24 protein-coding genes are annotated in these 25,042 nt (G+C 74.6%); 8 read left to right on the forward strand and 16 right to left on the reverse strand.

Annotation, left to right across the window (positions count from 1 at the left end):
* The first annotated feature begins 1 nt into the window (after position 1).
* The 4 genes from OHA81_RS13810 to mscL all read left to right on the forward strand — a co-directional run bounded on the left by OHA81_RS13810 (position 2) and on the right by mscL (position 2,706).
* Positions 2-310: an FmdB family zinc ribbon protein gene (locus OHA81_RS13810; protein WP_329195929.1), complete on the forward strand. Its 309-nt coding sequence runs from the start codon at positions 2-4 to the stop codon at positions 308-310.
* A 77-nt stretch (positions 311-387) separates the two neighbouring features.
* Entirely contained in the window at positions 388-1,221 is an 834-nt protein-coding gene (locus tag OHA81_RS13815) for an S-methyl-5'-thioadenosine phosphorylase (protein WP_329195931.1), read from the forward strand.
* 351 nt (positions 1,222-1,572) lie between these two features.
* Positions 1,573-1,968: a hypothetical protein gene (locus OHA81_RS13820; protein ID WP_329195933.1), complete on the forward strand. Its 396-nt coding sequence runs from the start codon at positions 1,573-1,575 to the stop codon at positions 1,966-1,968.
* 135 nt (positions 1,969-2,103) lie between these two features.
* Positions 2,104-2,706 (forward strand): large conductance mechanosensitive channel protein MscL, encoded by a 603-nt coding sequence (gene mscL, locus OHA81_RS13825; protein WP_329195935.1) that lies wholly within the window; start codon positions 2,104-2,106, stop codon positions 2,704-2,706.
* Positions 2,707-2,716: 10 nt separating this feature from the next.
* Here the strand turns inward: mscL and OHA81_RS13830 are convergent, their stop codons facing one another.
* The gene (locus tag OHA81_RS13830) at positions 2,717-2,977 is read right to left on the reverse strand and encodes a hypothetical protein (protein WP_329195937.1); all 261 of its coding nucleotides are present in this window, start codon (positions 2,975-2,977) and stop codon (positions 2,717-2,719) included.
* 179 nt (positions 2,978-3,156) lie between these two features.
* On the opposite strand from OHA81_RS13830, the gene OHA81_RS13835 reads away from it, so the two are divergent.
* Entirely contained in the window at positions 3,157-4,311 is a 1,155-nt protein-coding gene (locus OHA81_RS13835; RefSeq protein ID WP_329195939.1) for a low temperature requirement protein A, read from the forward strand.
* A 60-nt stretch (positions 4,312-4,371) separates the two neighbouring features.
* Positions 4,372-5,625 carry a cytochrome P450 gene (locus OHA81_RS13840; protein WP_329195941.1) on the forward strand — a complete coding sequence of 418 codons (1,254 nt, stop codon included), beginning with the start codon at positions 4,372-4,374 and terminating at the stop codon, positions 5,623-5,625.
* Between the two features lie 83 nt (positions 5,626-5,708).
* Here the strand turns inward: OHA81_RS13840 and OHA81_RS13845 are convergent, their stop codons facing one another.
* Both OHA81_RS13845 and OHA81_RS13850 read right to left on the reverse strand, forming a co-directional pair.
* Positions 5,709-6,203, reverse strand: a complete 495-nt coding sequence (locus OHA81_RS13845) for a DUF5949 family protein (RefSeq protein WP_329195943.1) — start codon at positions 6,201-6,203, stop codon at positions 5,709-5,711.
* A 68-nt stretch (positions 6,204-6,271) separates the two neighbouring features.
* Entirely contained in the window at positions 6,272-6,886 is a 615-nt protein-coding gene (locus OHA81_RS13850) for a hypothetical protein (protein WP_329195944.1), read from the reverse strand.
* A gap of 185 nt (positions 6,887-7,071) precedes the next feature.
* On the opposite strand from OHA81_RS13850, the gene OHA81_RS13855 reads away from it, so the two are divergent.
* Positions 7,072-7,500 carry a DUF6299 family protein gene (locus OHA81_RS13855; protein WP_329195946.1) on the forward strand — a complete coding sequence of 143 codons (429 nt, stop codon included), beginning with the start codon at positions 7,072-7,074 and terminating at the stop codon, positions 7,498-7,500.
* A gap of 139 nt (positions 7,501-7,639) precedes the next feature.
* On the opposite strand, the gene OHA81_RS13860 is transcribed toward OHA81_RS13855, so the two are convergent.
* The 5 genes from OHA81_RS13860 to OHA81_RS13880 all read right to left on the reverse strand — a co-directional run bounded on the left by OHA81_RS13860 (position 7,640) and on the right by OHA81_RS13880 (position 13,173).
* Entirely contained in the window at positions 7,640-7,807 is a 168-nt protein-coding gene (locus tag OHA81_RS13860; protein WP_329195947.1) for a hypothetical protein, read from the reverse strand.
* Between the two features lie 82 nt (positions 7,808-7,889).
* Positions 7,890-9,893, reverse strand: coding sequence for a SpoIIE family protein phosphatase (locus tag OHA81_RS13865; protein ID WP_443056533.1), 2,004 nt, complete (start codon positions 9,891-9,893; stop codon positions 7,890-7,892).
* A 110-nt stretch (positions 9,894-10,003) separates the two neighbouring features.
* Positions 10,004-10,327: a hypothetical protein gene (locus OHA81_RS13870; RefSeq protein ID WP_329195949.1), complete on the reverse strand. Its 324-nt coding sequence runs from the start codon at positions 10,325-10,327 to the stop codon at positions 10,004-10,006.
* Positions 10,328-10,357: 30 nt separating this feature from the next.
* A complete protein-coding gene (locus tag OHA81_RS13875) occupies positions 10,358-11,635 on the reverse strand; it encodes an NAD(P)-binding domain-containing protein (protein WP_329195951.1) in 1,278 nt (425 codons plus the stop codon).
* A 140-nt stretch (positions 11,636-11,775) separates the two neighbouring features.
* The gene (locus OHA81_RS13880) at positions 11,776-13,173 is read right to left on the reverse strand and encodes a carboxylate--amine ligase (protein ID WP_443056534.1); all 1,398 of its coding nucleotides are present in this window, start codon (positions 13,171-13,173) and stop codon (positions 11,776-11,778) included.
* Positions 13,174-13,322: 149 nt separating this feature from the next.
* On the opposite strand from OHA81_RS13880, the gene OHA81_RS34605 reads away from it, so the two are divergent.
* Positions 13,323-14,957 carry a glycoside hydrolase family 26 protein gene (locus tag OHA81_RS34605; protein WP_443056535.1) on the forward strand — a complete coding sequence of 545 codons (1,635 nt, stop codon included), beginning with the start codon at positions 13,323-13,325 and terminating at the stop codon, positions 14,955-14,957.
* A 62-nt stretch (positions 14,958-15,019) separates the two neighbouring features.
* On the opposite strand, the gene OHA81_RS13890 is transcribed toward OHA81_RS34605, so the two are convergent.
* From OHA81_RS13890 to OHA81_RS13925, 8 genes are all read right to left on the reverse strand, one after another.
* Positions 15,020-16,162: a GNAT family N-acetyltransferase gene (locus OHA81_RS13890; RefSeq protein WP_329195954.1), complete on the reverse strand. Its 1,143-nt coding sequence runs from the start codon at positions 16,160-16,162 to the stop codon at positions 15,020-15,022.
* Positions 16,159-16,893: a lipopolysaccharide biosynthesis protein gene (locus OHA81_RS13895; protein ID WP_329195955.1), complete on the reverse strand. Its 735-nt coding sequence runs from the start codon at positions 16,891-16,893 to the stop codon at positions 16,159-16,161. Before OHA81_RS13895 ends, OHA81_RS13890 begins: the two co-directional genes overlap by 4 nt.
* 67 nt (positions 16,894-16,960) lie before the next feature.
* Complete coding sequence (locus OHA81_RS13900) at positions 16,961-18,244, reverse strand: glycosyltransferase (RefSeq protein WP_329195956.1); 1,284 nt, start codon at positions 18,242-18,244, stop codon at positions 16,961-16,963.
* Positions 18,241-19,017, reverse strand: coding sequence for a polysaccharide deacetylase family protein (locus OHA81_RS13905; protein WP_329195957.1), 777 nt, complete (start codon positions 19,015-19,017; stop codon positions 18,241-18,243). The genes OHA81_RS13900 and OHA81_RS13905 overlap by 4 nt, the downstream gene beginning before the upstream one ends.
* Positions 19,007-20,890 (reverse strand): lipid II flippase MurJ, encoded by a 1,884-nt coding sequence (locus OHA81_RS13910; RefSeq protein ID WP_329195959.1) that lies wholly within the window; start codon positions 20,888-20,890, stop codon positions 19,007-19,009. The genes OHA81_RS13905 and OHA81_RS13910 overlap by 11 nt, the downstream gene beginning before the upstream one ends.
* Positions 20,887-22,266, reverse strand: a complete 1,380-nt coding sequence (locus OHA81_RS13915) for an O-antigen ligase family protein (protein WP_329195961.1) — start codon at positions 22,264-22,266, stop codon at positions 20,887-20,889. The genes OHA81_RS13910 and OHA81_RS13915 overlap by 4 nt, the downstream gene beginning before the upstream one ends.
* 2 nt (positions 22,267-22,268) lie before the next feature.
* Complete coding sequence (locus tag OHA81_RS13920; protein ID WP_443056536.1) at positions 22,269-23,774, reverse strand: exopolysaccharide biosynthesis polyprenyl glycosylphosphotransferase; 1,506 nt, start codon at positions 23,772-23,774, stop codon at positions 22,269-22,271.
* A complete protein-coding gene (locus OHA81_RS13925) occupies positions 23,771-24,964 on the reverse strand; it encodes a glycosyltransferase family 4 protein (RefSeq protein WP_329202267.1) in 1,194 nt (397 codons plus the stop codon). Before OHA81_RS13925 ends, OHA81_RS13920 begins: the two co-directional genes overlap by 4 nt.
* Positions 24,965-25,042 lie beyond the last annotated feature (78 nt).

A 25,042-nucleotide genomic window follows, 5' to 3' on the forward strand; every position in this document is an offset into this window, starting at 1 on the left:
CGTGCCGACCTACCAGTACCAGTGCACCGAGTGCGGTGAGGGCCTTGAGGCCGTGCAGAAGTTCACCGATGACGCACTGACCGTGTGCCCGAACTGCGACGGACGCCTGAAGAAGGTGTTCTCCGCGGTCGGCATCGTCTTCAAGGGCTCCGGTTTCTACCGGAACGACAGCCGTGGTGCGTCGTCGAGCAGCACGCCCGCTTCGAAGCCGGCTTCGTCCACGACGTCGACCGCCGCCGCCCCGGCCGCCGCGTCCTCGACCACGTCGTCCTCGTCGACCACGAGCAGCAGCTCCACCTCGGCCGCCTGACCCGTCCGCTTTCCGCCCGGCCCCGCCGCCCTCACCTGGGCGGCGGGGCCGTGTGCGTCCGCGGCTAGGGTGACCGTATGGCGAACGCAGAGATCGGTGTCATCGGCGGCTCGGGGTTCTACTCCTTCCTGGAGGACGTCTCCGAAATACAGGTGGAAACCCCCTACGGGCCCCCCAGCGACTCCCTGTACCTGGGTGAGCTGGCCGGCCGGTCGGTGGCGTTCCTGCCGCGGCACGGGCGCAGCCACACCGTCCCGCCGCACAAGATCAACTACCGGGCCAACCTGTGGGCGCTGCGCTCGGTCGGCGTGCGCCAGGTGCTCGGGCCGTGCGCGGTGGGGGGTCTGCGGGCCGAGTACGGGCCGGGCACGCTGCTGGTGCCGGACCAGCTGGTGGACCGCACGAAGTCCCGCGTGCAGACCTTCTTCGACGGGGAGCCGCTGCCGGACGGATCCGTCCCGAACGTCGTGCACACCACCTTCGCCGACCCTTACTGCCCGGTCGGGCGGGCGGCGGCGATGGGCGCGGCGCGCGGGCGGGGCTGGGAGCCGGTGGACGGCGGCACGATGGTCGTGGTGGAGGGCCCCCGGTTCTCGACGCGCGCCGAATCGCTCTTCCACGCGGCCATGGGGTGGTCGGTGGTCGGTATGACCGGGCACCCGGAGGCGGTCCTCGCGCGGGAGCTGGGCCTCTGCTACACCTCGATGGCTCTGGTGACGGACCTGGACGCGGGCGCCGAGACGGGCGAGGGCGTCTCCCACACCGAGGTGCTGAGGGTGTTCGGCGAGAACGTCGGGCGGCTGCGCGAGGTCCTGTTCGACGCGGTCGCGGCCCTGCCGCCGACGGAATCCCGGGACTGCCTGTGCACGCACGCGCACGACGGCTGGGACCTGGGCATCGAGCTGCCCTAGCGCCGCACTCACCCCTGGGGGTGACGGGGTTGTCCACAACCTGGGGACGGTCCACAGGCGTGAGCGGGATCGGGCGCCGGGGCGGATCGTGAGGGGTGTCCGGACGCCGGGTCCGGACCCCGAACCCACAGCCGGGCGGTGTTCCGCATGTCCGCGTTCCTTTCCCCGCAGCTTTCCTCGTCCCCTTCTCCTACGGGATCCCCTTCTCCTACGGCACCCCCTTCTCCTACGGGCCCGACTCCCGGGGCCCTGCCTCTCACGCGCCTGCCTCCCACGGGCCTGCCCGCGCACCCCGTCCCGCTCTTCCCGCCGCTGCGGGTGGGGCGTGGCGGGGACCGCCTCGGGCGCGCCGTGCGACGTCGGAGGCGGGCCGGGGCGGCGGGGCTGGCCGTCGTCGCGGCCGCGCTGGCGGTCGGCGGGACACAGGCGCGGGCCTCCCGGGGCGCCGGACCGCCGGAGGCGGGACCGCCGCCCACGGTGGTGCGGATGGTGTCGGCCCCCGTACGCATCGCGGACGCGGCGACGGTGCGGCTGCTGCGGCCCGGGGACCGGGTGGACGTGGTGGCGGCGGAGCGCGCCGGGCCGCCCCGGGTGGTGGCTGCCGCGGCTCGGGTCGCGCGGGTGCCGGAGCCGGAGGGGACGCCGGGCGACGGCGGGGCCACGGTGGTGCTGTCCGTCCCCCGGGAGACCGCGCGGGCCCTCGTCGGCGCCGGCAGCGTGTCACGGCTGGCGGTGACCTTGTGCTGAATCGGACGGGTGACCTGTCACACCGTCTTCGGAAGGGCTTCGATTGGACAGGCGGGGCCCCGGCTGCCGTAGTTTTCGCAACCGTTGGATCCGTGTTCCGTAGATGGTTCCGCAGATGCGAGATGAGGCTCAGTCGTGAGCAAGAAGAACGAGAGCGTCCTGGCGGGCTTCAAGGCCTTCCTGATGCGCGGCAACGTCGTCGACCTGGCGGTGGCCGTGGTCATCGGCGCCGCGTTCACCAACATCGTGAACTCCGTGGTGAAGGGGATCATCAGTCCGCTGGTGGGCGCCTTCGGCACGAAGAACCTGGACGTCTACTCGTCCTGCCTGAAGGCCCCGTGCGGCGTCGACGCGAAGGGGGACCCCACCGGCGTGAACATCATGTGGGGCTCGGTGCTGAACGCCACGCTGACCTTCCTGATCACCGCGGCGGTCGTCTACTTCCTGATGGTGCTGCCGATGGCGAAGTACCTGGCCAGGATGGAGGAGAGGCGCAAGGCCCGGGAAGGCGTGCAGGAGACCATGGAGATCACCGAGCTGGAGGTCCTCAAGGAGATCCGCGACAACCTCGTCGCCCAGCGCACCGGCTCCGGCCAGGCCGGCGGCCCCGGGGTCCAGGCGGCGCAGGGACCGGGTTACGGACAGGGGCCCGGTTACGGCCAGGCGCCGGGTTACGGACAGGGACCGGGCTACGGCCAGGCACCCGGTTACGGCCAGGGGCGCGACGGCTCCGTCTGAGCCCCGGCGCTCACACGTGGTGCGGGGGCTTCTCGTCGAGGAAGCGGGCCAGGTCGGCCGCGCTGCCGCCGGCGGGGGGCCGCTCGCCCCAGCCGCGGTCCGTGTCGTCCGAGGACTGCTGGTCCAGGGGGTCACCGAAGTCGAGCTTCGGCTTGGGCCTGGGCTTGGGCTTCGCCGCCGCGGCGGCGGGCGCGGCGGCCCCGGGCCCGGTCGTGGGGGAACCCGAGGGGTCCGCGGGGTCCTGGCGGTCGGAGGCGGGGGCGGTGCTCATGCCCCCAGGGTACGTTCGCTCCCGCCGGGGCCACCGGTCAGCCGCCGGACCCCGCCCGCGGGGCGGCACAGCCCCACCGGCGCACACCCCGGGACGCGGGCCCGCGAGCGGTACCCCGTTTCACCGCGGACCCGCGCGCCTCGGGTGCCGGCCGGCGTCCGGCTGCTGTCCTGGGCGCCATGTTGTACGTACGAATGACCGCCCGGCGCCCGGACGAGGCGCACCGGACCGCGACGCCGCTGGAGCTGTTCTTCGACCTCTGCTTCGTCGTCGCGGTCGCCCAGGCCGGGGCACGGCTGGTCCACGCCTTGGCCGAGGGGCACTTCGGCGCCGGCATCACCGGCTACCTCTTCGTCTTCTTCGGGGTGTTCTGGGCCTGGCTCAACTTCTCCTGGTTCGCCTCCGCCTACGACTGCGACGACATCCCGTACCGGGTGGCGACCCTGGTCCAGATCGCCGGCGTGCTGATCTACGCGGCCGGGGTGCCGCGGGCCTTCGACGCCCAGGACTGGACCGTGGCGGTCTTCGGCTACGTGGTGATGCGCATCGCGCTGACCGCGCAGTGGTTGCGCGCCGCCGCGGGCGAGAGCGGACCGGCCCGGCGCTCGGCACTGATGTACGCCGCCGGTCTGGTGGTGTGCCAGGCGGGTTGGATCGCCCTGCTCGCGGCTCCCGCGGGCGCACGGCGCTGGCTGTTCCTGGTGCTGGTGGCCGCCGAGCTCTCCGTCCCGTTGATCGCCGAGAGGCGTCACCAGACGGCCTGGCACCCGCACCACATCGTGGAGCGGTACGGCCTGTTCACGCTGATCGTCCTCGGCGAGACGGTGTCGGCGAGCACCGTCGCCGTACAGTCCGCCCTCGACGAGCAGGAGGCTCTGGGCGTGCTGCTGCCGATCGCGGCCGGCGGCCTGCTGATCGTCTTCTCCGCCTGGTGGATCTACTTCGCGGTTCCCGCCCACGAGCGGCTGTCCGGCAACCGCCAGGCGATCCCCTGGGGTTACGGGCACTACGTGATCCTCGGTGCGGCGGCGGCCGTCGGCGCCGGGATGGAAGTGGCGGTCGAGCAGGCGGTGGGCAAGGCCCACATCTCGCAGCTGGCGGCGAATCTGACGGTCACCGTACCCACCGCCCTGTATCTGGTCGCCGTCTGGTTCCTGCACGCCCGCCACTTCAAGCGCACGACGGCCCAGCAACTGCTGCTGCCGCTCTCCGCGCTGGCGATCCTGGCCTGCTCCTGGAGCGGGGAGGACGCGGTGCTGTGGGCCGGCCTGGTCATGGGGGCCTCGGTGGCGGTGGGCGTGACCTTGACCGAGCGGACGCGTTCTGGTGCGTGAGTACAGACGGTCGGGGGCGGCACGGCGACTGCGCCGACGACGAGGAAGAAGGTGCGGGCCATGACAGTCCCGGCACAGCGGTACGCGGACCGGCCCGGGCAGGAGCTGGCCGATCCGGCCTTCTGGCAACTGCCCCCCGATGACCGCCTGGCCGCTTTCGCCCGGCTGCGGGCGCTGGACGCCCCGGTGTTCGTCCCCGAGGGCCGGGGGCGCGGCCACTGGGCGCTGGTACGGCACGCGGACGTGCAGGAGGCGAGCCGGCTGCCGAAGGTGTTCGCCAGCGCGCCCGGGGTCACCACCCCGGAACCGGCCCGCTGGGTGCGGGCACTGTTCGGGGACTCCATGGTCAATCTGGACGGGCCGGACCACGCGCAGCTGCGGAAGATCGTGCAGCGCGCCTTCACGCCCCGGCTGCTGGCCGCGGCCGAGGCGGACATCCACGCGGTGGCGGCCCGGATCGTGGACGACGTACTGGCGCACCGGCCCGACGAGTTCGTCTCGGCCGTGGCTTCCCGGCTGCCCCTGGAGGTCATCTGCAACATGATGGGCATCCCGGAGCGCTACCGGCCGGAGATCGCCGACCGGGTCAACCACGCCTCCGAGAACATCGGGGTCGAGCGCGGCCTGGCGGCCCGGCTGCGGATGCCCGGCCGGGGGCTGCGGGCGCTGGCCCGGATGCAGCGGATGGTCGCGGGCATCGGGCGCGAGCGGCGCAGGAACCCTCAGGACGACCTGATCTCCGCGCTGATCTGCGCGAACGTGGACGGCCAGGCGCTCGGGGCGCGGCAGCTGGGCGCGTTCTTCTCGCTGTTGATGGTGGCGGGGGTGGAGACCACCCGCAACGCCATCACGCACGGCCTGACCCTGCTCACCGACTTCCCCGACCAACGCGGCCTGCTGCTCGGCGACTTCGAGACGTACGCCGACGGGGCGGTGGACGAGATGGTCCGCCACTCGACGCCGATCATCCAGTTCCGCCGGACGGTGATCGCCGAACACCGGCTGGGCGGCCACCTGTTCCGGCCGGGCGACAAGGTGGTGCTGTACTACGCCTCCGCCAACCGTGACGAGGCCGTCTTCCCCGACCCGGACGCCTTCGACATCACCCGCTCGCCCAACCCGCACCTGGGGTTCGGGGGCGGCGGCCCGCACTTCTGCCTGGGCGCGCATCTGGCCCGGGTGGAGATGAAAGCGCTGTTCCGGGAGCTCCTGACCCGGCCGGTGGGGCTGCGGGCGGCGGGCCTGCCCGATCTGGCGGGCTCCAGCTTCGACAACCGGGTCCGCTCGCTCCGGTTCTCCTTCGACCAGCCCTGACGAGAGGGCGGTTCGAAGCGGTGCGGCGGGTGCCGGCCGCCGGGCGGGCTGGGGGCCCGGCGGCCGGAGAAAGGTGCGCCGGGCTACTGGCGCAGGCTCTGCACCGTGATGACGCAGTGGGCGCTGCTGGTCAGCACCGCCTCGTCACCCGCGAACGCCTGGAGCAGCTCCGGGCTCACCGGCCGGCCCGGGACGGCCTCGGGCCAGGCGGTGGTGGCGAAGAGGAAGTACGCCTGCCCGCTCTCGCCGGCCGCCGTCACCCACTCGTCGGGGGCGGTGCAGGTGGCGTTCAGGCCGGGCAGGGTGAGCGCGACCTGGTTGCCCGCCAGCAGGATCTTCACCGCGAAGGTGGAGGGGCTGCGGGTGCCGTCCATGACCACGTCGCCGATGGGCAGCCCGATCTCCTCCAGCAGCCCGCGGGCGGCCGCCTCACCGGCCTCCTTGCCCTTCGGGCCGTCGCCGAGGGTGTAGGCGAGGAGGTAGGGGATGTCGTGGCCTTCGGAGGGGTCGCCGATCCAGGCGAGCACCGAGAGGGTGCCGAGTTCGGACCGGTCGATTTCGGCTTGGGTTGAAGTCATGCGCCGCACCTTAGTGCTCTCTCCCACGGCCCTTTCACGGCCTTTCACCCGCGCGGGCTACGACGCCGCTAGACCGCCCAGAATCCCCCGCCGGAATTCGCCTGGATGTTCGCGTCCTGGTACTGGAGCCGTACGACGCGCACCTTTTCCGGGATTTCGAACACCACCCACCCTTCGGCCCGTTCGCCGACCGCGAGGGAATCGAAGACGAGCGGTTTGCCCGTCGTCAGTTCACCGGTGGGCACCACCGCGTGCCGGCCGCCTGCACTGTCGTACGCCCACATGCGCCCGAGCGCCCCGTACGAAGCGCCGCCCACGTTGACGAACGACATCGAGGCGGCCGCCCAGCGCGTCCCGGCGGCCGGCGCGAAGTTCTTGTCGACGCTGACGGCCGGGTCCACGTACGCGTTCAGCACCACCTGGAGGTGACGGCCCACCTGGCGCCCCCGCACCCGTACGGACTCACCCACATGAGCGTCCTTCGCGGCGCCGGCCTGGGCCTGCGCGCCGGACCCGGCCGGATCCTCACCGGCGCCGGGCGCCCCGTCGTCCACCGGGACCCCGGGCGCCGCCGCGGGGGCCGGGGCCTCCCCCGCGGGCGCGCTCTGGCAGGCGGTGGCACCGAACAGCAGGCAGGGCAGGAGGGCGGCGACGGCGAGGGCGGAAGCGGAGTGGCTGCGCATACGGGATCCCTTCGGGGATCTTCGGGGATGTATTCCGGCCAGTTTCACGCGGCCGGGCGGGAAATTGCACACACCGACACGAGCCGGCGAAGCACATCGGCGCCCGACTGCCAGCACAATGCGTTCCGGCGGAATTCCGCCACCCACATCCACCTGGAGGAATGATGGCCCTGACCGGCCCCCGAATGGCTCTGTCCGCGTTCTCCGCACTGGCCGCCGCAGCGGTATGCGCCACCCCGGCCACCGCCACCTCTTACGACAATTCGATTTCCGTACGCCCGTACGCCCACATCACGCCGGAGGGCACGATCACCCTTTCCGGGACGTACGTCTGCAACGACCCCTCACCCGCGGGGGCGGTGCAGCTGATGACCGTGGTCGTCCAGGACTCGGTCCGCCTCGGCGGCAACGCGGACGAGGAGCCCGTCTGCGACGGCGCGGAGCACAGCTGGCACAGCCACGCCAGGCTCGCCTGGACCCCCGGCCTGCACGCCGGTGAGGCGGGCGTCGAGGCGCGGCTCCAGCGGGTCAACCGGGCCGGCGGCATCATGCCGAAGTCGGTCGACACCCTGGCGGAGGACGTCCACGGCGCCGAGGTGGTCGACCACCGGTGACCGGGGCCGAGAGCCCGGCAGGTATAGCGCCGGCCCCTCCGGTAGCCGCCGCTACCGGGAGGGACGGCCGCGGCCGGGTCATACGCGAGGCCGTCGGCAACGGGCCGACGGCGACGGCGTCCTCCCGCGAGCCGGGCCGTCAGCGGCAACGGGGTGCGGCGCCGGTCATCGACATGAAGGCGACCGTCTGGCAGCCCGGCTCCGCGTGCGGGCGGCCCGTCGTCCAGTCCACGACGGCCGGGACGCCGGCCAGCAGCAGGAGCAGTGCGAGGATCCCGGTGGCGGCACGCCCGTTCAGGCGGCGCACGTCACGGTCCCCGCGTCACACGTCGGTTCCATGGCCGCATCATCACCCCACACCCCGAACCGCACAACCTGTGACATTCCCGTCACTTTCCGCCGTGGGGCACGCCCGTCGCCTCGAACTCGCACCAGACGGCCTTCCCCTCGCCCCGGGACTCCACCCCCCAGTGCGAGGCCAGCGCGTCCACCAGCAGCAGCCCGCGCCCGGTGGTCGCCGACTCCCCCGGGGTGCGCCGGCGCGGCCACACGCTGGAGCGGTCCTTGACCCACAGCCGGATCCGCCGGACCGGCTCGGGCAGCACCTCCATCGTCAGCACGGCCCCGCCGTCGGTGTGCAGCAGGGCGTTGACCAGCAGCTCCCCGGCCGCCAGCTCCACGTCGTCGGCGAGCTCCGGCATGCCCCAGTCGCGCAGCGCCTGCCGCAGGGCGTAGCGGGCCTCCGAGAGGCCTTCCGGGTCGGCCTGGTGGATGTACTGGTGGATCCGGGGAGCGCGGTGCGTGCCCGGGTCGGGGGCCCGGCGCAGCACCAGCAGGGCCACGTCGTCCCCGGAGCCCCAGCGCTCCCAGAGCCGGTCCGAGAGGTGGTCGGCGAGGGCACCGGCGTCCTCGGGGCCGCTGCGCACCGCGTGGGCGAGCGCCTCCATGCCCTGCGTGATGGCGGTCCCGGGTTCCTCCACGAGCCCGTCGGTGCACAGCACGAGCGTCTCTCCGGGCACCAGGTCGAGGCGGGTCTCGGGGAACTCCTCCTGCTCGAACACCGAAGCCAGTCCGAGCGGCAGGCCGCCGCGCACGTTGGGCCAGCCGGTTCGGCCGTCGGTGTGCCGGATCAGCGGTCCGAGGTGGCCCGCGCGGACCGCCCGTACGCCTCCCGTCTCCAGGTCCACCTGCGCGTACATGCAGGTCGCGAAGCGTTCGGTGTCGAGCTCGGCGAGGAAGCGCGAGGCCCTGGCGAGCACCGTGGACGGGGGGTGCCCCTCGCCCGCGTAGGCCCGCAGCGCGATCCTCAGCTGGCCCATGATGGCCGCCGCGTGCGTGTCGTGGCCCTGTACGTCGCCCACCACGATGCCGACCCGGTCGCGGGGCAGCGCGATCACGTCGTACCAGTCCCCGCCGACCTCGCGCCCGCTCCAGGCCGAGTGGTAGCGCACGGCGATCTCCCCGCCGCTGATCCCGGGGATGCGGCGGGGCAGCATCGCGGCCTGGAGGCCGGTGGCGAACTCCCGCTCCTGGTCGAAGAGCAGGGCCCGCTGGAGCGACTGGGCCACGATGCCGGCCAGGCCCAGGCACAGGTTGCGTTCCTCGGGGCTGAACTCGCTGCGCCGCCGGTAGAACAGCACCAGCCCGCCGATCGCCTTGGCCTGCGCGATCAGCGGGAGGTAGGCGGCCGCGTCGTACGGGATCCGGGCGAGGTAGTCCGCGAGCAGCGGGAACTCGGCCGCGAGGTCGGTGAGCGAGGTGACGAAGCGCGCCTCCCGGGTGACCACCGCGTGCGAGAGCGGCAGCGAACCGTCCAGCCGGGTGAACTGCCGCTCGCTGAGGATCTCCAGGCTCTCCCCGCTCAACGCGATGATCTTGATGGCGTCGTTCTCGACCAGCCCCAGCGCCAGCCCGTCCGCGCCGAGCCGCTCCAGCGCGCCCGCGCCGGTCAGGCTGGCCGTCACGTCGTCCACGGTCACCGCCCGGGACAGGGCCTCCGTGGTGCGCTGCACGATGGTCGCCTGGTGGGCGCGGGCCGTCTCCAGTTTCCGCAGGGCGGTCAGCTGGGCGAGTTCGGCCGTCGCGTCCCGGACGATCCCGATGATCCGTACGGGCCTGCCGCCCGCATCGCGCAGCACCCGGCCCTGCGTGTGCGTCCACTGGTCGCGGCCGTCGCGCCGGCGCACCGTGAAGTACGCGCCGTACGTCTCCTCCCCGCTGTCCAGGACGCCCTGCACGGTGTCCGCGAGGCGCGCGCTGTCATCGGCCGGGATCCGCAGCCCGAGGCCTTCCGGGGTGTCGTGGAACTCCGCCCGCTCCAGGTCGAAGACGGTCAGGCCGGCGTCGTCCAGCACCAGCACCCCGGTGCCCAGGTTCCAGTCGAAGCTGCCCATACCGTTCAGGGCGAGCCGTTCCCCGGGCCCGGTCAGGGGCTCCCGTGATGCCGGGCCGTCCGGCCCGGGTCCGTCGGATCGCTCCGCCGCTGCCAAGAGACTCACACCACCTAACGGCCCGGCCAGCACGGCTGGGAGATCAGCCGCTCCCACTCCTCGTCAGGATGCCCCGGAAGGGTCCGCCCGGCCTCTCGCCAGCGCGAGAGGAGGGCGAGGTAGATCGTGTGCTGCTCGCCGGACGCGAAACCGGAACCGAATCCGGGGCCGGGGCCGGGGCCGAATCCGGGGCCGGAACCGGGGCCGAATCCGGGGCCGGAACCGGAACCGAATCCGGGGCCGGGGCCCGGGGCGGGCCCGGCCGGGGGCTGCTCCCCGCGGCTCGCCGGAATGCGTACCCAGCCACGGCCGCCGCCCTGTGCTCGCTCCGCGCCCATCACGACCCCTTCTCAGCGCACCGACGTCGCTCACCGCAGATACGTCTTGGGATACCCCGCGGGCGCCCGGTCGACCCCGGTCCCGCCGGGGGAGCCCGGCAGCGCGCCCCGGCCGCCGAGGCGCTCCAGGACTCCCTTGACCAGTCTCCCCGCCGTGAAGCCGGCGCCGTGCACGAATCGCATGGAAGGGCCGAACGAGGGAGCGGTCAGCAGCCCCGCGAAGAACAGGCCGGGCCACGAGGACTCGAAACGCGGGCCCAGCTCGGGCGTGCCGCCGTCGCCCACGGTCGCCAGCGCGGCCCGCAGCCCTGCGTCCAGCAGCTCCAGCCGGCGCAGCTCCGGGGCGAAACCGGTGGCCGCGATGACGTGCGCGACGTCCAGGACGACGGACTCCCCGGCCGCCGTCGTCAGCCCCAGCCGGGTCCGCTCGCCGACGGCGACCGCCCGGTGCAGGTGGTGCCCGAGCAGTACGGGGACCCGCTGCTCGAAGCGGTCCCTCAGCCACCACGCCCCGGCCGGCCCCAGCGCGGTGGCGGCGATCCGCTCCCGGGTGGCCGCGGGCAGCCGCCGTACCGCCCAGGGCAGCTCCGACCACACCCAGCTGCGCCAGCCGGTGCCCAGACCGCTGTGCGGGTCGCGCAGGGCGCGGGTCAGGGGCCGCTCCAGCGGCTGGGGGACGGTGTTCCAGTCCAGCCGCCGGCGCCGGGCCACCAGGCACGGCCGGGCCCCCGCCTCGGCCAGCAGCGCGGCGGTCTCCAGGGCCGCCTGCCCGGCGCCGAGGACGGCGACCTCGCGGCCGGCGAAACGGGTGAGGTCGCGGTGGCCGCTGCTGTGCGAGCAGTGACCGGGCGGCAGGTCGCGCAGTGCCGCGGGGAGGTTCACGAACGGCATGACCCCGACGGCGAGCGCGACCGTACGGGTGAGCAGCGGCGGCCCCTCCGCGGTCCTGACCACGAAGCCGTCGCCGCGCGGGGCCACCTCGGTGACGGTGACCTCCTCCACCTCGGGACCGCCGGCGTGCCGGGCGAACCAGAGCCCGTACGCGCTGAACGTGCGGATCGGCAGCGGGCTGCCGTGCTCGGCGGCCAGCCCCCGGGTGGCGCAGTAGTCCGCGAGGGTGTGCCGCCCCGCGGGCGCGGACAGGTTCGAGGACCAGGGCTCCGACTTGAGGTACATGCCCGCGGGCATGTGGTCCCGCCACGACGCCATGGGCCGTCCCAGGACCCGTACTCCGAGCCCGGCGGCCGCCGCGTGCGCGGCGATCGACAGCCCGTACGGTCCCGCGCCGACCACCACGAGATCGTCCATCCGCGTCATCGCTGTCCTTCCCGTCCCATGGATGCCCGGCCGCGCCCTGGTGCGAGCGGCCCTCGCCCCGGCCGCCGGAACCCTCCGCGCGGCCCGGCGGGCGGCGCGGGAGGGTCCGGCGGACTCACCGGGTCACCGGATCACCGCGTCACCAGCTCGTCCGGTTCCGCCGGCGCCTCCGGCGGCGCGGCGCTGCGGGGCGACGAGCCGCCCGAGGCGGCCGGAGGCTGCTGCCGACCCCGCTGGCGGGGCGCGCGGACCACCATCCGGGCGGTGCGCCGGCCCCGCGCGGGAACCCCGCGCAGCACCCGTGCGCCCTTCTCCGCGCCCCGCCCGAGGAACGCGGCCAGCATCGCCAGGAACGGCGCCAGGTCGTCGGCGGCGAACCAGGCCGCCTCCACCCGGCCGGACCGCGGCGCGACCGGGCCGGCCGTCGCCGTGCCCCGGCCGGCGCGCGGGCCGAACGGCAGGCGACGGCCCCGTACGGCCGCCAGCAGCGCGTAGTTCTCCGCGAGGAACACCCGGCCGGGACCGCCCGACGGCTGCGGTACCCGTTGCCCCGTCAGATCCATGTACATCGCCTGCACCACGTCCAGCCCGCTCGCGTCGGTGAACAGCCGGAACTGCGCTCCGGGACGCGGGTTGAAGTCCACCAGCCGGAAGCAGCCCCGCTCGTCGCGGCGGAAGTCGAGGTCCAAGATGCCCTGGTAGCCGAGCCGTTCGGCGAGCCGCAGCCCCGCCTCCTCCACCGCCGGGTCCGGCAGCCACCGCCCCACCGCCGTCAGCCCCGTCCGCACCGGCCAGGACAGCTCCTTGCGGCCCGAGCCGACCAGCAGCGGGTGGCCGTCCCGGCCGAAGGCGCCGTGGAAGAACCAGTCCGTGTCCGTACCGGCCGGCAGGAACCGCTGGAGCAGCAGCCGGCTCCCCGCCTCCGCCGAGCGCTCGTACAGCCGACGCGCCTCGGCGGCGCAGTGCAGCAGCGTGGTGCTCCGCAGCCCGGCGCCCGAGGGCAGCAGCCACGGCCGGCTCCACTTCGCCACCACCGGCAGGCCCAGCCGCCACGCGGCCTCCGCGGCCTCGGTCGCGCTCGCCGGGATCACCGTCTCCGGGTGCGGGATGTCCCAGCGCGCGCACAGCCGGGACAGCTCCGCCTTGTCGGCCACCCGGGCGGGCAGGCCGTCGGGCTGATGGGGGATCCGGTAACGCCCGGTCAGCATCGGCGCCATCCGCGACACGGCGATGGCGCTCAGGTCGTCCATCGCGACCAGCACCGCCGGCCGCCCGATCCGCTCGGACACCCCGACGAGGCACTCCAGCAACGCCTCCGGTGCCTGCGGATCCAGCCCTCCCTCGGGCCCCGGATGCGCGGCGCGCAGGTACCGCGAACGTCCCATGGGACCTCCCCCGGCCTCGACGACGGCATGGACCTCCACGCCCCTGCGGCCAAGGGATCTGACGGCGCCGAGGGTTCCGTGGTGGAACGGATTGCGATCGAGTCTGAGCAGTACGGCGGGCACATGGTTGGCGAACGCGTGCATGGCAGCGGTGTCTTTCACCTAGTCGGACCAAGCGGGAATGGTACGCACCTGCGAATGGCCTACTGATGGGTCATCGGACAGGCCATTCGTCGGATGTGATGTCTAACGTCGTTGGTGACCGCACCGGTTCAGGAAGCTCGGGAGATGCCATGCGCAGACCACACCGCCGACTGGCGAGCACCTGCATCGGTACGGTCACGGCCGGACTCCTCGCATCCGGCGCGGCTCTGGCGGCGCCGGAACCGCAGCCGCCGTCCGGCTCCGGTTCCGGCGCCGACATCGCCATGGGCGCCTACCTCGACTTCGGGCCGCCCGGTGTCGCGCGGATCCCGTACCTGTCGCGCTGGCTGGGCGGCAAGGAGATCCGGGTCGGGCACACCTATCTGCCCGGCGACCGGTGGGCCGGGATCGAGGGCTCCGTGGACTTCCTGGAGGACTGGGCCGAGTGGCGCCAGGCCCGCGACGACCGGATGTTCGTGCTCAACGTGCCCATGCAGGCCCGCAACGAGGACCGGGTGTCGGACTGGCAGGTGGCCCGGCTGATCGCCGCCGGTGCGCGGGGCGAGTACGACGGCCACTTCCGCAAGCTCGCCGAGAGGCTGGTGGACCTGGGCGTGCCGGACACCGTCATCGTGCTCGGGTGGGAGATGAACGGGGCCACGTACACCCACCGCTGCGGTCCCGACCCGGACAGGTGGAAGGCGTACTGGAGGCGCGTGGTCAACACGATGCGCTCCGTGCCCGGACAGAAGTTCAAGTTCGATTTCGCCCCGAACCGGGGTTCGGACGCGATCGGCTGGACCCGGTGCTACCCGGGTGACGACGTGGTCGACGTCATCGGGATGGATTCGTACGACCAGGGCCCCGGCCGGACGTTCGACGAGCAGATCAGCCAGCCGTACGGGCTCCAGCAGCACGTCGACTTCGCGAAAGCACACGGCAAGCCGATCTCGTACCCGGAGTGGGGGCTGTTCCGGCGCGGGGACAATCCCGAGTACGTACGGCGCATGCTCAAGTGGATCGAGCAGCACAAGCCGCTCTACCACACCATCACGGACTACTGCCCGCACGGCGTGTGGCAGTGCAAGGCGAACCCGCGGTCGGCCCAGGCGTTCCGTACCGCGCTGACCCCGCGCAAGCCGGACCCGGTCACCCCGACGCCCGTCGTCCCGACGCCGCCCGTGGTCCCGACGCCGCCGGTGGTCCCGACCCCACCGGTCGTCCCGACGCCACCGGTCGTCCCGACGCCGCCCGCGGTCCCGACGCCGCCGGTCGTGCCCAGCCCCAGCCTGCCGGCACCCGTCGCGTCCGAACCGGTGGCGCCGAGCCCACAGGTCCCGTCGCCGAAGCCCACTCCGACTCCCACGCCCACACCCACTCCCACGCCCACACCCGCCTCCCCCACTCCCGAGGCGCCGGTGTCCGAGAGCCCGGTCCCGCTGCCGAGCACACCGGATCCGGCCCCGGCGAGCCCCTCGGTCCCGCCGGTCGACCCCGTCGTCCCCGACCCGGTGCCCGTCCCGGTCCCCGTGCCGTCGCCCACACCCGAGCCCACGCCGACACCCACGCCGACACCCACGCCCGCCCCCTCCGTCGTGCCGAGTCCGCTGGTGCCCGTCGCGCCCCACCTCCCCGTGGTGCCGCCCAAGCCGAAGCCGCCCGGCACGAACAGCACCCAGTGGTGCGTGCCGATCAACTTCGGCGAGTGGCTGTCCAAGCTCGTCGGCAACCAGGCCGTCTGCATCAAGATCGACTGGAGCAAGGGCTCGCTCTGGCCGTTCTAGCCGCCGGCCCCGGCTCCGGCTCCGGCCGGGGCACCGGCACGGTCGCGGGCGCGTCCCTCCCGTCATCGCACCCGCAGTTCGTTCAGCCGCGCCCGCCAGTCCCTGGCGGCCGGCAGCGCCTCGCGCAACGCGTCCACCGCCCGCTCGCGCCCCGTCAGCTGCGACTCGTGCAGCCGCAGCAGGGGCGCGAGCGCGTTCGTGGACAGCAGGAGCCGCTGGTTGACGACCGTCTCGGGCCGCCAGTGGTTCTTGTACGGCTCGTTGCCGCGCAGGAAACTCACCACCGGGCGGCCCTCGGCGAGGGCGCGGCCGGTCTCGTAGCGCAGCAGCAGGGTGGCGATGTCCACCTTCCGGTTGCGCAGGTCCGGATCGGCCCCGTACAGGTAGCCGCCGCTCAGCGCCGCCGACAGCAGCGTGACGTTGGCGGCCACCACCTTCCCGTCCAGCCGGAACTCCGTCAGCCGGCCCTCGCCCGCCCGGACCATCCGCCGGGTCGCCCGCGTGAGGTGCTCGGCGAAGCGCGGCTTGAGGTGCTCGGGGGTGACCCCGCGCCCGCGCCACTGCTTCTCGTGCAGCCGCAGCAGCGTCCGCACCGCCCCCGGTACTTCCCGTTCGGTGACCTCGTGCTCCTCGATCCCGGCGGCGTCGGTCTTGCGCAGCTTGGCCCGGACCCGCTGCGCCCCGGACGCGGGCATGCGCTTGACCAGCTCGTCGAAGGGCATGGTCGGCAGCTCCATGCAGGTGGAGTCGGCCAGCTTGGCGCGGGCACCGGGCCAGGCCTCGAAGACGGCTTCGGCCGCGGCGCCGGGCCTGACCTCGCGCAGGTCCACGACGGCGCCGCGGGCGGCCCGGTGCAGGCCCTGGGCCAGCGCCGGGACGACCTGGTCGGCGTGGCCGGGGGCCACGAGCACGTCGAAGTAGTCGGTGATCCCGCCGCCGAGCGGCACCAGCAGCGGCAACGGCCGGTGCACGAGCGTCAGGGCGGCCGCGCCGACCAGTTCCTCCCCGCGCCGTACGACGAGCAGCCGCAGCCTGCCCTCACGGCCGTACGACAGCCACCAGGAGTGCAGCCAGGCGTGGCTCTGGAAGGGGGTGGCGGTGGGGCAGGCGCGCAGGAGCCGGTTCCATTCCTCCTCCAGCGCGGCGAACTGCCGGGGGTCGCGGCACAGCGTCACCGACAGGGCCCCGGTGCGGCCCGCAGTCATCGCACGGGCTCCTTCTCCTTGGCCGGGGCGGGCTCGCCCTGCGCGGGCAGCGAGGCGTACTCCTCCACCACGGTCTCCTCCGCGGCGGCCCCGTCCACGACCGCCCCTTCCACGGCCCCCTCGGCGGCGGGCGTCCCGCGGCGGCGCCGGGCGGGAGCGGCGAGCAGCCACAGCCCGCCGATCAGGCCGCCGGCGCACATGCCGACGGCGCCGCTGACGGGTGCGGACGGGGAGGCGGGGTCGGCCGGTGCGACGGCCTGGTTGAACAGGATCAACTGGACGCCGGTGTTCTTGGCGGCCTGATTGCTGCTCAGGGAAAGTGCGTCGGCAACGGCGTTGGCGATGTCGGCGGCCTCCGACGGGCTCTTGGAGGTGCCGGTGATGGCGATCATCGGTGAGTCGGGCGAGGTCTCCGCACGCACCTGCGTCCGCAGCTGCCGGGCGCCGATGCCCGCGCGGGGCTGGGCGTAGGCGAGGGTGGAGCTGCTGGTGGCGATGCGGGCGTAGGCCTGGGCGAAGCCGAGCGCGGTGGCGGGCTCGGTGGTCTCGTTGGGGACGGCGACGACGTAGCTGGTGGCGGCGTACTCGGGCGCCTTGAGCACCCCGTACGCCCCGCCCGCGGCCAGCCCCAGCAGCGCGCAGGCGGGCAACGGCCACCATGCGGGCGGGCGCGGGACGCGGATCCGGCGGCGGTGGTCGGACTTCTTCTTCTGATCGGCGGTGTCGGCCATGTGCGTGCTCGCTTCCTGAGTGGAGGGGACTTCCTTCGGCCCCCGGACGGGGACCCTTGCGGGAGGACTACTCACCGGACGTGACGGCCGGCGCGTGAGGCGAACCCGGCCCCGTGGGGGCGCCCGCGGCGGCCGCCGGGGGAGTCCGGGGCGCGGGGCCCGGGGCGGCGCCCCGGCCGTCCCGCCCGGCGGGCCGGGGCAGCTCCGGCCCCTCGGGAGCCGGGCCGCGGCCCCGCCCCGGCAGGACCGTGTCGTAGACCGCGAGAAGCCGCTGCGCACTTCCCGCGATGTCGTACCGCCGCACCACCGGGGGTACCGGCAGGCGCCGCACGCCCGCCTCCATGTGTCCCCGCAGGGCCGCGACCAGCTCCTCCGTGCCCGTCCCGATCCGCCGCGCCCCCGGCGCCTGCGCCGCCGGAAGGTCGTCGATCGCCGGGCAGGTGACGTGGAGCACCGGCAGGCCCGCCGCCAGCGCCTCGACCACGGCCAGCCCGAACGCCTCCTCCCGCGAGGGCGACACGAACACGTCCATCGCCGCCAGCAGCGCCGCGACCCCGGGCGTGCGCCCGTCCGCGCCGTCCCCCAGCGGGTCCCGCTCCCCCACCAGGTGGATCCGGCCCTGCGCCCCGAGTTCCCCGGCGAGCCGCCGCAGCGCGGACCGCTGCGGACCGTCCCCGGCCAGCACCAGGTGTGCTCCCGGCACCGCCGCCACGGCCCGCACCAGCACGTCGAAGCGCTTCCCCGGCACCAACCGGCCGACCCCGCCCACCACGAACGCCCGCTCGGGCAGCCCGGTCCGGGCCCGCGTGGAGCGCCGTACGTCCTCGTCGAAGCGGAACCGTGCGGCCTCGATCCCGTTCGGTACGACGTGCACCCGCCCGGCCGGCACCCCCCAGGCCTCCAGCCGGGCCGCCACCGTCTCCGAGACGGCCACCGTCGCCGCGCCGAGCCGCTCTCCGGCCAGGTACAGCGCCCGTACCCCGCCCGACAGCGGTCGGCCCTCGATCTCGGCCGCGCCCAGGGAGTGTTCCGTGGCGACGATCGCCCGGACCCCCGCGAGCCGGGCCGCGAGCCGCCCGTACAGGCAGGCCCGGTACAGGTGGGTGTGGACCAGGTCGTACCGGCCGCGCCGGATGAACCGCACCAGCTTCGGCAGCGCGGCCAGGTCCCGGTTGCCCTTCATGGCGAGGTGTACGACCCGGACCCCGTCGGCCCGCAGCCCCTCGGCGACCGGTCCCGGGTTGGTCAGCGTCAGGACGTCGCAGTGCATCGGCATGTGCCGCAGCAGCAGCCGCAGTTGCTGTTCGGCGCCGCCCACGCCCAGCCCCGTGATGATGTGCAGCGCCTTCACCAGCGCACCCCGCGCACCAGCTGCCGGCCCTGGTGGCGCAGCTGCTTGACGCGCAGCCGGGCCCCGCCGTCGGCCTGGCTGACGTGCGTGCGCGGCATGGCGTGCCGCCCCGCGAGCCGGCCGGGGTCGATGGCGCACGCGTACCGGTACCCGGCGGCCGCGGTCGCCTCCACGACCCGGGGGTCGAGGTGCCCGTACGGGTAGCAGAACCCCTCGGGCAGGGTCCCGGTCAGCTCGCGGATCAGCTCGCGGCTGCCCCGCAGCTCCTGCTGGAGCACGTCGTCGGGCGTGGCGGTGAGGTCCTGGTGCAGCAGCCCGTGAGAGCCGATCTCCTGTCCCGAGGCGGCGACTTCGCGGATGCCTTCGGCGGTGAGCAGCGGCTTGCGCGGTCCGAGCGGGTCCCACACGTTGTCGACGCCGAGCCGCCCGGGCAGTACGAACAGGGTGGAGGTGCAGTCGTAGCGGCGCAGCAGGGGCAGCGCCCGGGTCAGGAAGTCGGTGTAGCCGTCGTCGAAGGTGAGCCCGACGAGCCCGGCGTCCCGCCCGGCGTCGCGGGCCCGCAGCAGTTCGCCGACGGACACCCCGCGCAGGCCCCGGGAGCGCAGCCACAGCAGCTGGGCCTCCAGGGCGCCCGGCGTGACGGTGATGCCGTACGGGTCCTCGGCGGGGTCGGTGAACTCGGCGACCGAGTGGTACATCAGGATCCACGGGGACGGGGTGCGACGGGGTGGTACCACCGTGGCGGCGGGCGCCGTGTCGGTGTCAGCGGGCATGACGGAACCTCTGGGTGAGCTGGGAGGTGAGCTGGCTGATCTGTTCGGGCAGGGCGGTGATCTCCAGTGCCCGCATGGCCATCCCGGTGGCCCCGAACATGGCCGGGACGAGCAGGCAGCCGAGCGCGGCGCTGAGCAGCGGGTCGGGGATCATCGGTCCGGCGATCCACCCCGTGGTGCAGGCGGCGAAGGCGGCGACGGCGAGCCGGCCGATGCTGACGGCTACCCGGCGGACCTGGATGGGGACGATCCGAGAGCCGAGTCCGGTGAGGAGGAGGGCGGCGGTGGCGGTGATGCCGGCGGCGTTGGCGGCGGCGATCCCGTACGTGCCCCACCAGCCGACGGCGAAGGCACCGGCCACGACGTTGACGAGGAGCCCGGCGCCCATGGCGAGCGCGGGGAACCAGGTGGGCCGGTCGGTCGAGAAGAAGGGCCTGCTCAGCGCCCCGACGAGGCAGTGCCCCAGCAGCCCGAGGCCGTAGACGCGCATGACGGAGGCGGTGGCCTGGGTGTCGTGGTGGGTGAACGCCCCGCGTTCGAAGAGGACCTGGATGATCTGGGGCGCGTAGCCGATGACGAAGGCGGTGCCCATCAGCACGGCGAGCGAGGCGAGTGCCAGGTCCTGTTCCACGCGCCGGCGGGCCTTCTCGCGCTCGCCGCCGGCCATGGCCTGGGCGACGACGGGGAAGGTGACGGTGCAGATCATCAAGGAGAGCACCATCGGCATCTGCGCGACCTTCTGCGCGTAGTTGAGGTGCGAGATGGCGCCGGGCGGCAGGGAGGCGGCGAGGAAGCGTTCGACGAGCACCTGCGACTGGCGGAACACGGCGAAGAAGATGACCGGGGCGATCAGCCCGAAGGCGATCAGCGTCGGCCGGTCGCGGTCGCGCTCGCTGCGGTGGGCCGCCTTCACGCGGCCCGGTCCGAAGCCCACGTTGCGAAGGAACGCGGGGAGCTGGACGAGGACCATGAGCGCCCCGCCGACGGCGACCCCGGCGGCCGCCGCGCGCACCCCCCACAGGGCGTGCAGCGCGACCATCGTGCCGATGATGCCGACGTTGTACGAGACGTAGATCGCGGCGGGTGGCAGGAACGAGCGGTGCGCGCGCAGCGCGGCGCTGAAATACCCGGCGACGCCGAAGGTGAGGACGGTGAGCGCGGTCATCCGGGTGCACTGGACGGCGAGTTCGGGGTCGGGCAGGCCGGGCGCGAGCACGCCCACGACGAGCGGCGCGGCGAGGACCAGTACGGAGGCGACGGCAGCCAGGAACACGGCGAGGCGGGGCAGGGTGGCTCCGACGAGCAGCCGTACGGGGTCCTGGCTACGGGCCTCCTTGCGGGTGCGCCCGGCCCGGCTGGCGGCCCGGCGGGCCAGCGCGTGGCTGAACGCGGGCACCATCAGCAGTGCCATGGCGTCCTCGATGAGCAGCGTGGAGGCCATCTCGGGGACGGTCCAGGCGATGAGGAAGGCGTCACTGTCGTGGCCGGCGCCGAAGAGGTGCGCGATGGTCTGGTCCCGTACGAGGCCGAACACCGCCCCCGCCGCGGTGAGTCCGGCGGTGACGGCGGCGGCCTTGGCCAGGAACCGCCCGAGCGGGGCCGGTCCGCCCCCGCCGCGCCGCGCGTCCTGCCCGGCCCCGTCGTCCGCCGCCGCGCCGGGGCCCGCCGGCCCGCTCCCGTCCGTGCCGGGCCCCGTCGTGTCCGGCGCGGGCGCCGTCGGCTCGGGGCGGGCGGCCCGGGCCGGGCGGACGCGCTCCCCGGGCGGCTCGGCGGGTGACGGGGCCGACGGGGGCTGGGGGTCGGGCGGACGGCCCGCGGCCCCGGCGAGGTCGGTCGCCGAGGCCGCGGGCCGCCACGGCGTCGTATCGGTCACCGGCCGGCCGGCCCCTCGGGGACGGGCCGGGCCGGGAGCACGGCGGCACCCCCGGGTCCGGAGGGCAGGGCCCACCACGCCGCCAGTCCGATGATCACTCCGGTCAGCACGGTCGACGGCCCCCCGATGTCGGCGTAGAGGAAGTCGGTCAGCTGCCACACGAGCAGTCCGACCGCGATCAGCCCGCAGTCGCGCAGGCCCCGTTCACCACCGGCCGCGTACCGGCGCAGGCCCGCGACCAGCAGCGCGGCCCAGCCGCCCGCCAGCGCCGTCAGCCCGATCAGTCCCTGCTCGCTCAGCACCAGCAGGTACATGTTGTGCGGCGACAGCAGCGGCTGCTTGACGAAGGCCTGGCCGGCGCCCGCGGTGTCGCTGCCCGAGGACAGCGCCAGCGAGGAGTGGCCGTCCCGGTTGGCCGGGAAGCCCTTGAGGCCCACCCCGGCGGCCGGCCGCTCCCGCCACATCGACTCGGCGGCGGCCCACATCGTGTACCGGTCGGTGACCGACTGGTCGGGGGCGTCGGAGACCTGGGTGATCGAGGTCAGCCGCTCGGTGACCATCTCGGAGCCGACCCCGAACCCGCCCACCAGCACCACGCCCACGGCTGCCAGCGCCACCACCACCTTGAGCGCCCGCCGGATCCCGGCGAGCACCATCACCAGGACCGCCGCACCGGCCGTCGCGATCCACGCGCCCCGGCTGAACGACAGCACCAGCGGCACCGTCAGCGCCGCGGCGCTGACGGTCGCGATCCGCCGGACCCGGCCGGGCAGCCCCGGCGCGAGGGCGGCAGCGGTCGCCACGACCAGCCCGTAGGCGACGACCGTGGCCATGCCCATGACGTCGCCGGGGCCGAAGGTGCCCACCGCCCGGATGTCCGCGCCCTGGTACGAGGCGCCGGTGTGGGTGACGAACTGGACGACGCCCCATGCGCCCTGTACCAGCGCCAGGACCACGAAGCAGGCCGCGGCCAGCCGGAACTCCCCGGCGTCCCGCACCAGCAGCACGATCGCCGCCGGGACCAGTACGAAGACCTGGAGGTAGCGCACGAACCCCGGCAGGGCCGCGTACGGGTCCCCCGCCGTCACCGTCGCCACCGCGAGCCCCACCGCGGGCAGCCCGAGGACGAGCGCGCCGAGCGGGCTCAGCGCCCGCACCCTGCCCTGCAGGGCCCGCAGCGCGCAGACGGCCACGAGCAGCAGGGAGGCGGCGTCGGCCGGCCCGACCTTGCCGGAGGTGCTCGCGTCCCCCGCGGGCAGCGGGGCGAGCAGCAGCAGGACGGTCGCGGCCAGCGGCAGCAGCGGCCAGTGCCGGCGCAGCAGCGGCCCGCTGTACGGGCGGCCCCGCGGGCGGGCGTGCGATGCGGCGAGGGTCATGCTCAGCTGCCTCCCAGCCGGAAACGGAAGAAGGAGGCCGCGGTCCGGGCCAGGATCCACAGGTCCTGCCACAGCGACCAGGTGTCGATGTAGTGGTTGTCGAAGCGGGCCCGGTCCTCGATGGAGGTGTCCCCCCGCAGGCCGTTGATCTGGGCGAGTCCGGTGATCCCGACGGGCATCCGGTGGCGGGCCTCGTAGCCGGGGTGGACGGTGCTGAACTTCGCGACGAAGAACGGCCTTTCGGGGCGGGGGCCGACCAGGCTCATGTCGCCCCGTACGACGTTCCACAGCTGCGGCAGCTCGTCCAGCGAGGACTTGCGCAGGAAGGACCCGATCGGGCTCATCCGGCGGTCCCCGGCGACGGTCCACCGGGTGGCGGACTCGTGCGCGTCGGCGCTCAGGGTGCGGAACTTGAGCAGGGTGAAGGGCCGCCCGTACAGGCCGACGCGCTCCTGACGGAAGATCACCCCCGGCCCGTCGGAGAGCCGTACGGCCAGGGCGCACGCACCCATCACGGGCGCCGCGGCCAGCAGCGCCACCGCGGCGAGGGTGGAGTCGATGATGCGCTTCGCGTGCCGCTCCAGCGACCGGGCGGGCCGCGGGAGCAGCGGCTGCACGGCGTACCCCCACAGCTGGTCGGCGGGCTCGGCCACCCGCATGCCGGTCACCTTGGCGGTCCCGGCGGGATCGGCGAGCCAGAGCCGGCAACCGTGGTCGTGGAAGAGCCGGACCAGCGAGGCGGTGCGCTCGTCGGCCTCGGGCGGCCGGGTGAACACGGCGTGCCGGACGGAGTTCTGGATGACGGCGCGCCGCACGTCCTCGTGGGTGCACAGCACCGGCAGCGGGCCGCTCTCCGCGTCGGGCGCGGAGCCGGTGTCGGCGATCCCGACCGGCCGCAGCCCGTACTCGCGCCGCCCGTGGAGCGCGGCGGCGACGGCTCCCGCGCCCTCCCCGCGCCCGACGACCAGCGCCGAGCAGGGTCTGCGCAGGGCCGCCCGGCGGCGGAGCTGGTTGACGAACCCCCGGCCCGCGCAGGCCAGTACGGTCTGCACGCACAGGGCGCCGAGCAGCACCTCCCAGCCGAGCGCCTGCCCCGGCCGGACGGCGGCCAGCACGGCGGCGGCCCCGCACCACAGCACCGCGGCCCGTCCGGCCAGCGCCGGCAGCTCGCGCAGCGCGGAGGGCGCGAGCCGGGGCCGGTAGAGCCCGGCCTGCGCGTGCAGTGCGGTGACCAGTACGGCGAGGGGTGCCACGAGGCCGGCGGTGGGTTCCAGTCCGGGTACGGCCGTGGTGGTGAGTGCGGCGGCCAGCGCGTCGGCGGTCAGCAGCGGGAGGTTCCCGTAGCCGCGCCGGGCCCGCTGCGGCCGGACGGCGGGCCGGGCCTGCTCGGCCTTGGGCCGGCGCGGCGGGTGGATGGCGGTTCCGGCACGTCGGACGGCGGTGGTGCCGCCGGCGGGCCCCGTGCCGCTCTGCCCGGTGTGCCGGGCGGGTGCGCTGTCCATCGTCATCGGCTGATGCGCTCCATGTTCGAGGGCTTGGGGGTCCCCGCGGCGGAGCCGGGGGTCTGGTCCCGGCCGGGCGAGGGGGCGGCCCTGCCCAGCATTTCGAGGTACAGGCCGGTGACCGCGTCCGTGGTCCTCCGCACGTCGAACTCGGTCCGGGCGTGCTGCCGGGCCTGCTCCCCCAGTTCGGTGAGCAGCCGCGGTTCGGCGAGCAGCCGTCCCAGGGCCTTGGCCAGCGCCGTCGGGTCCTCCGCAGGCACCAGGCACAGCCGTCCCTGGCCGGGCGGCAGGCTCTCCCGGGCACCGCTGACGTCGGAGACCAGGACCGGGCGGCCGCAGGCCATGGCTTCGAGCGGGGCGAGCGCCATTCCTTCCCACCGCGACGGCAGTACAACGATGTCGGCGGCCCGAAGCCACGGTCGGATGTCGGCGGCGGCTCCGGCGAAGTGCACGCCGGGCGGCGCGCAGTGCCGTAGTGCCTCGCCGTCGGGGCCGTCGCCGACCAGGACCAGACGGGCGTCCGGGACCGTCCCCAGCACCTCGGGCCAGGCGCGGAGCAGGATGTCCTGGCCCTTTTGGGGGCAGAGCCGTCCGACGCAGACGGCCAGCGGTCCGCCGCCGCGGAAGGCGTCGGGCAGCGGCAGTGCGGCGCGCGCCGCGGCCCGGCCCTCGTCCCGGTCGTCGCGGCCGGGGCGGAAGTGGGACAGGTCCACGCCGTTGCGGATCACCGACCAGCGGGCGGTGACGCCCTCCGACTCCCCGGCCCGGCGCTCCGATTCGCTGACGCAGAGCACCCGGTCGGCCCAGCGGGCCCCGAACCGCTCCCAGCGCAGCGCGAGCGCGGCGGTGGCCCCGCCGACGGCGTCGAAGGACCAGGCGTGGGGCTGGAAGACGGTGGGCACGGAGCCCCGGACGGCGAGCCGTCCGGCGAGGCCGGCCTTGGCGCTGTGGGCGTGCAGGAGGTCGGGCCGGACGCGGCGGACCAGCCGCAGCGCGCCGAGGACTTCGGCGGGCAGGGCCGGCCCGGGCGACCGTCCGGCGTGCCAGGTGTGGACCTCGGCCCCGGCGTCGCGGGCGGCTTCGCCGAGCTGCCCGCCGCCCGGGCAGCCGACGACGACGCGCAGCCCGGCGGCGGACTGGGCCCGCACGAGGTCGGTGACGACCCGGGCGACCCCGCCGTCGACGGGCTGGACCAGGTGGAGGACGGTGAACGGCTCGGTGGCCGGGTGCGGGGAGGGCGGGTGCGGGGAGTGTGCTGTCGAACGATGTGTCGG

The sequence above is a fragment of the Streptomyces sp. NBC_00667 genome (assembly GCF_036226825.1).
Taxonomy (GTDB): Bacteria; Actinomycetota; Actinomycetes; order Streptomycetales; family Streptomycetaceae; genus Streptomyces.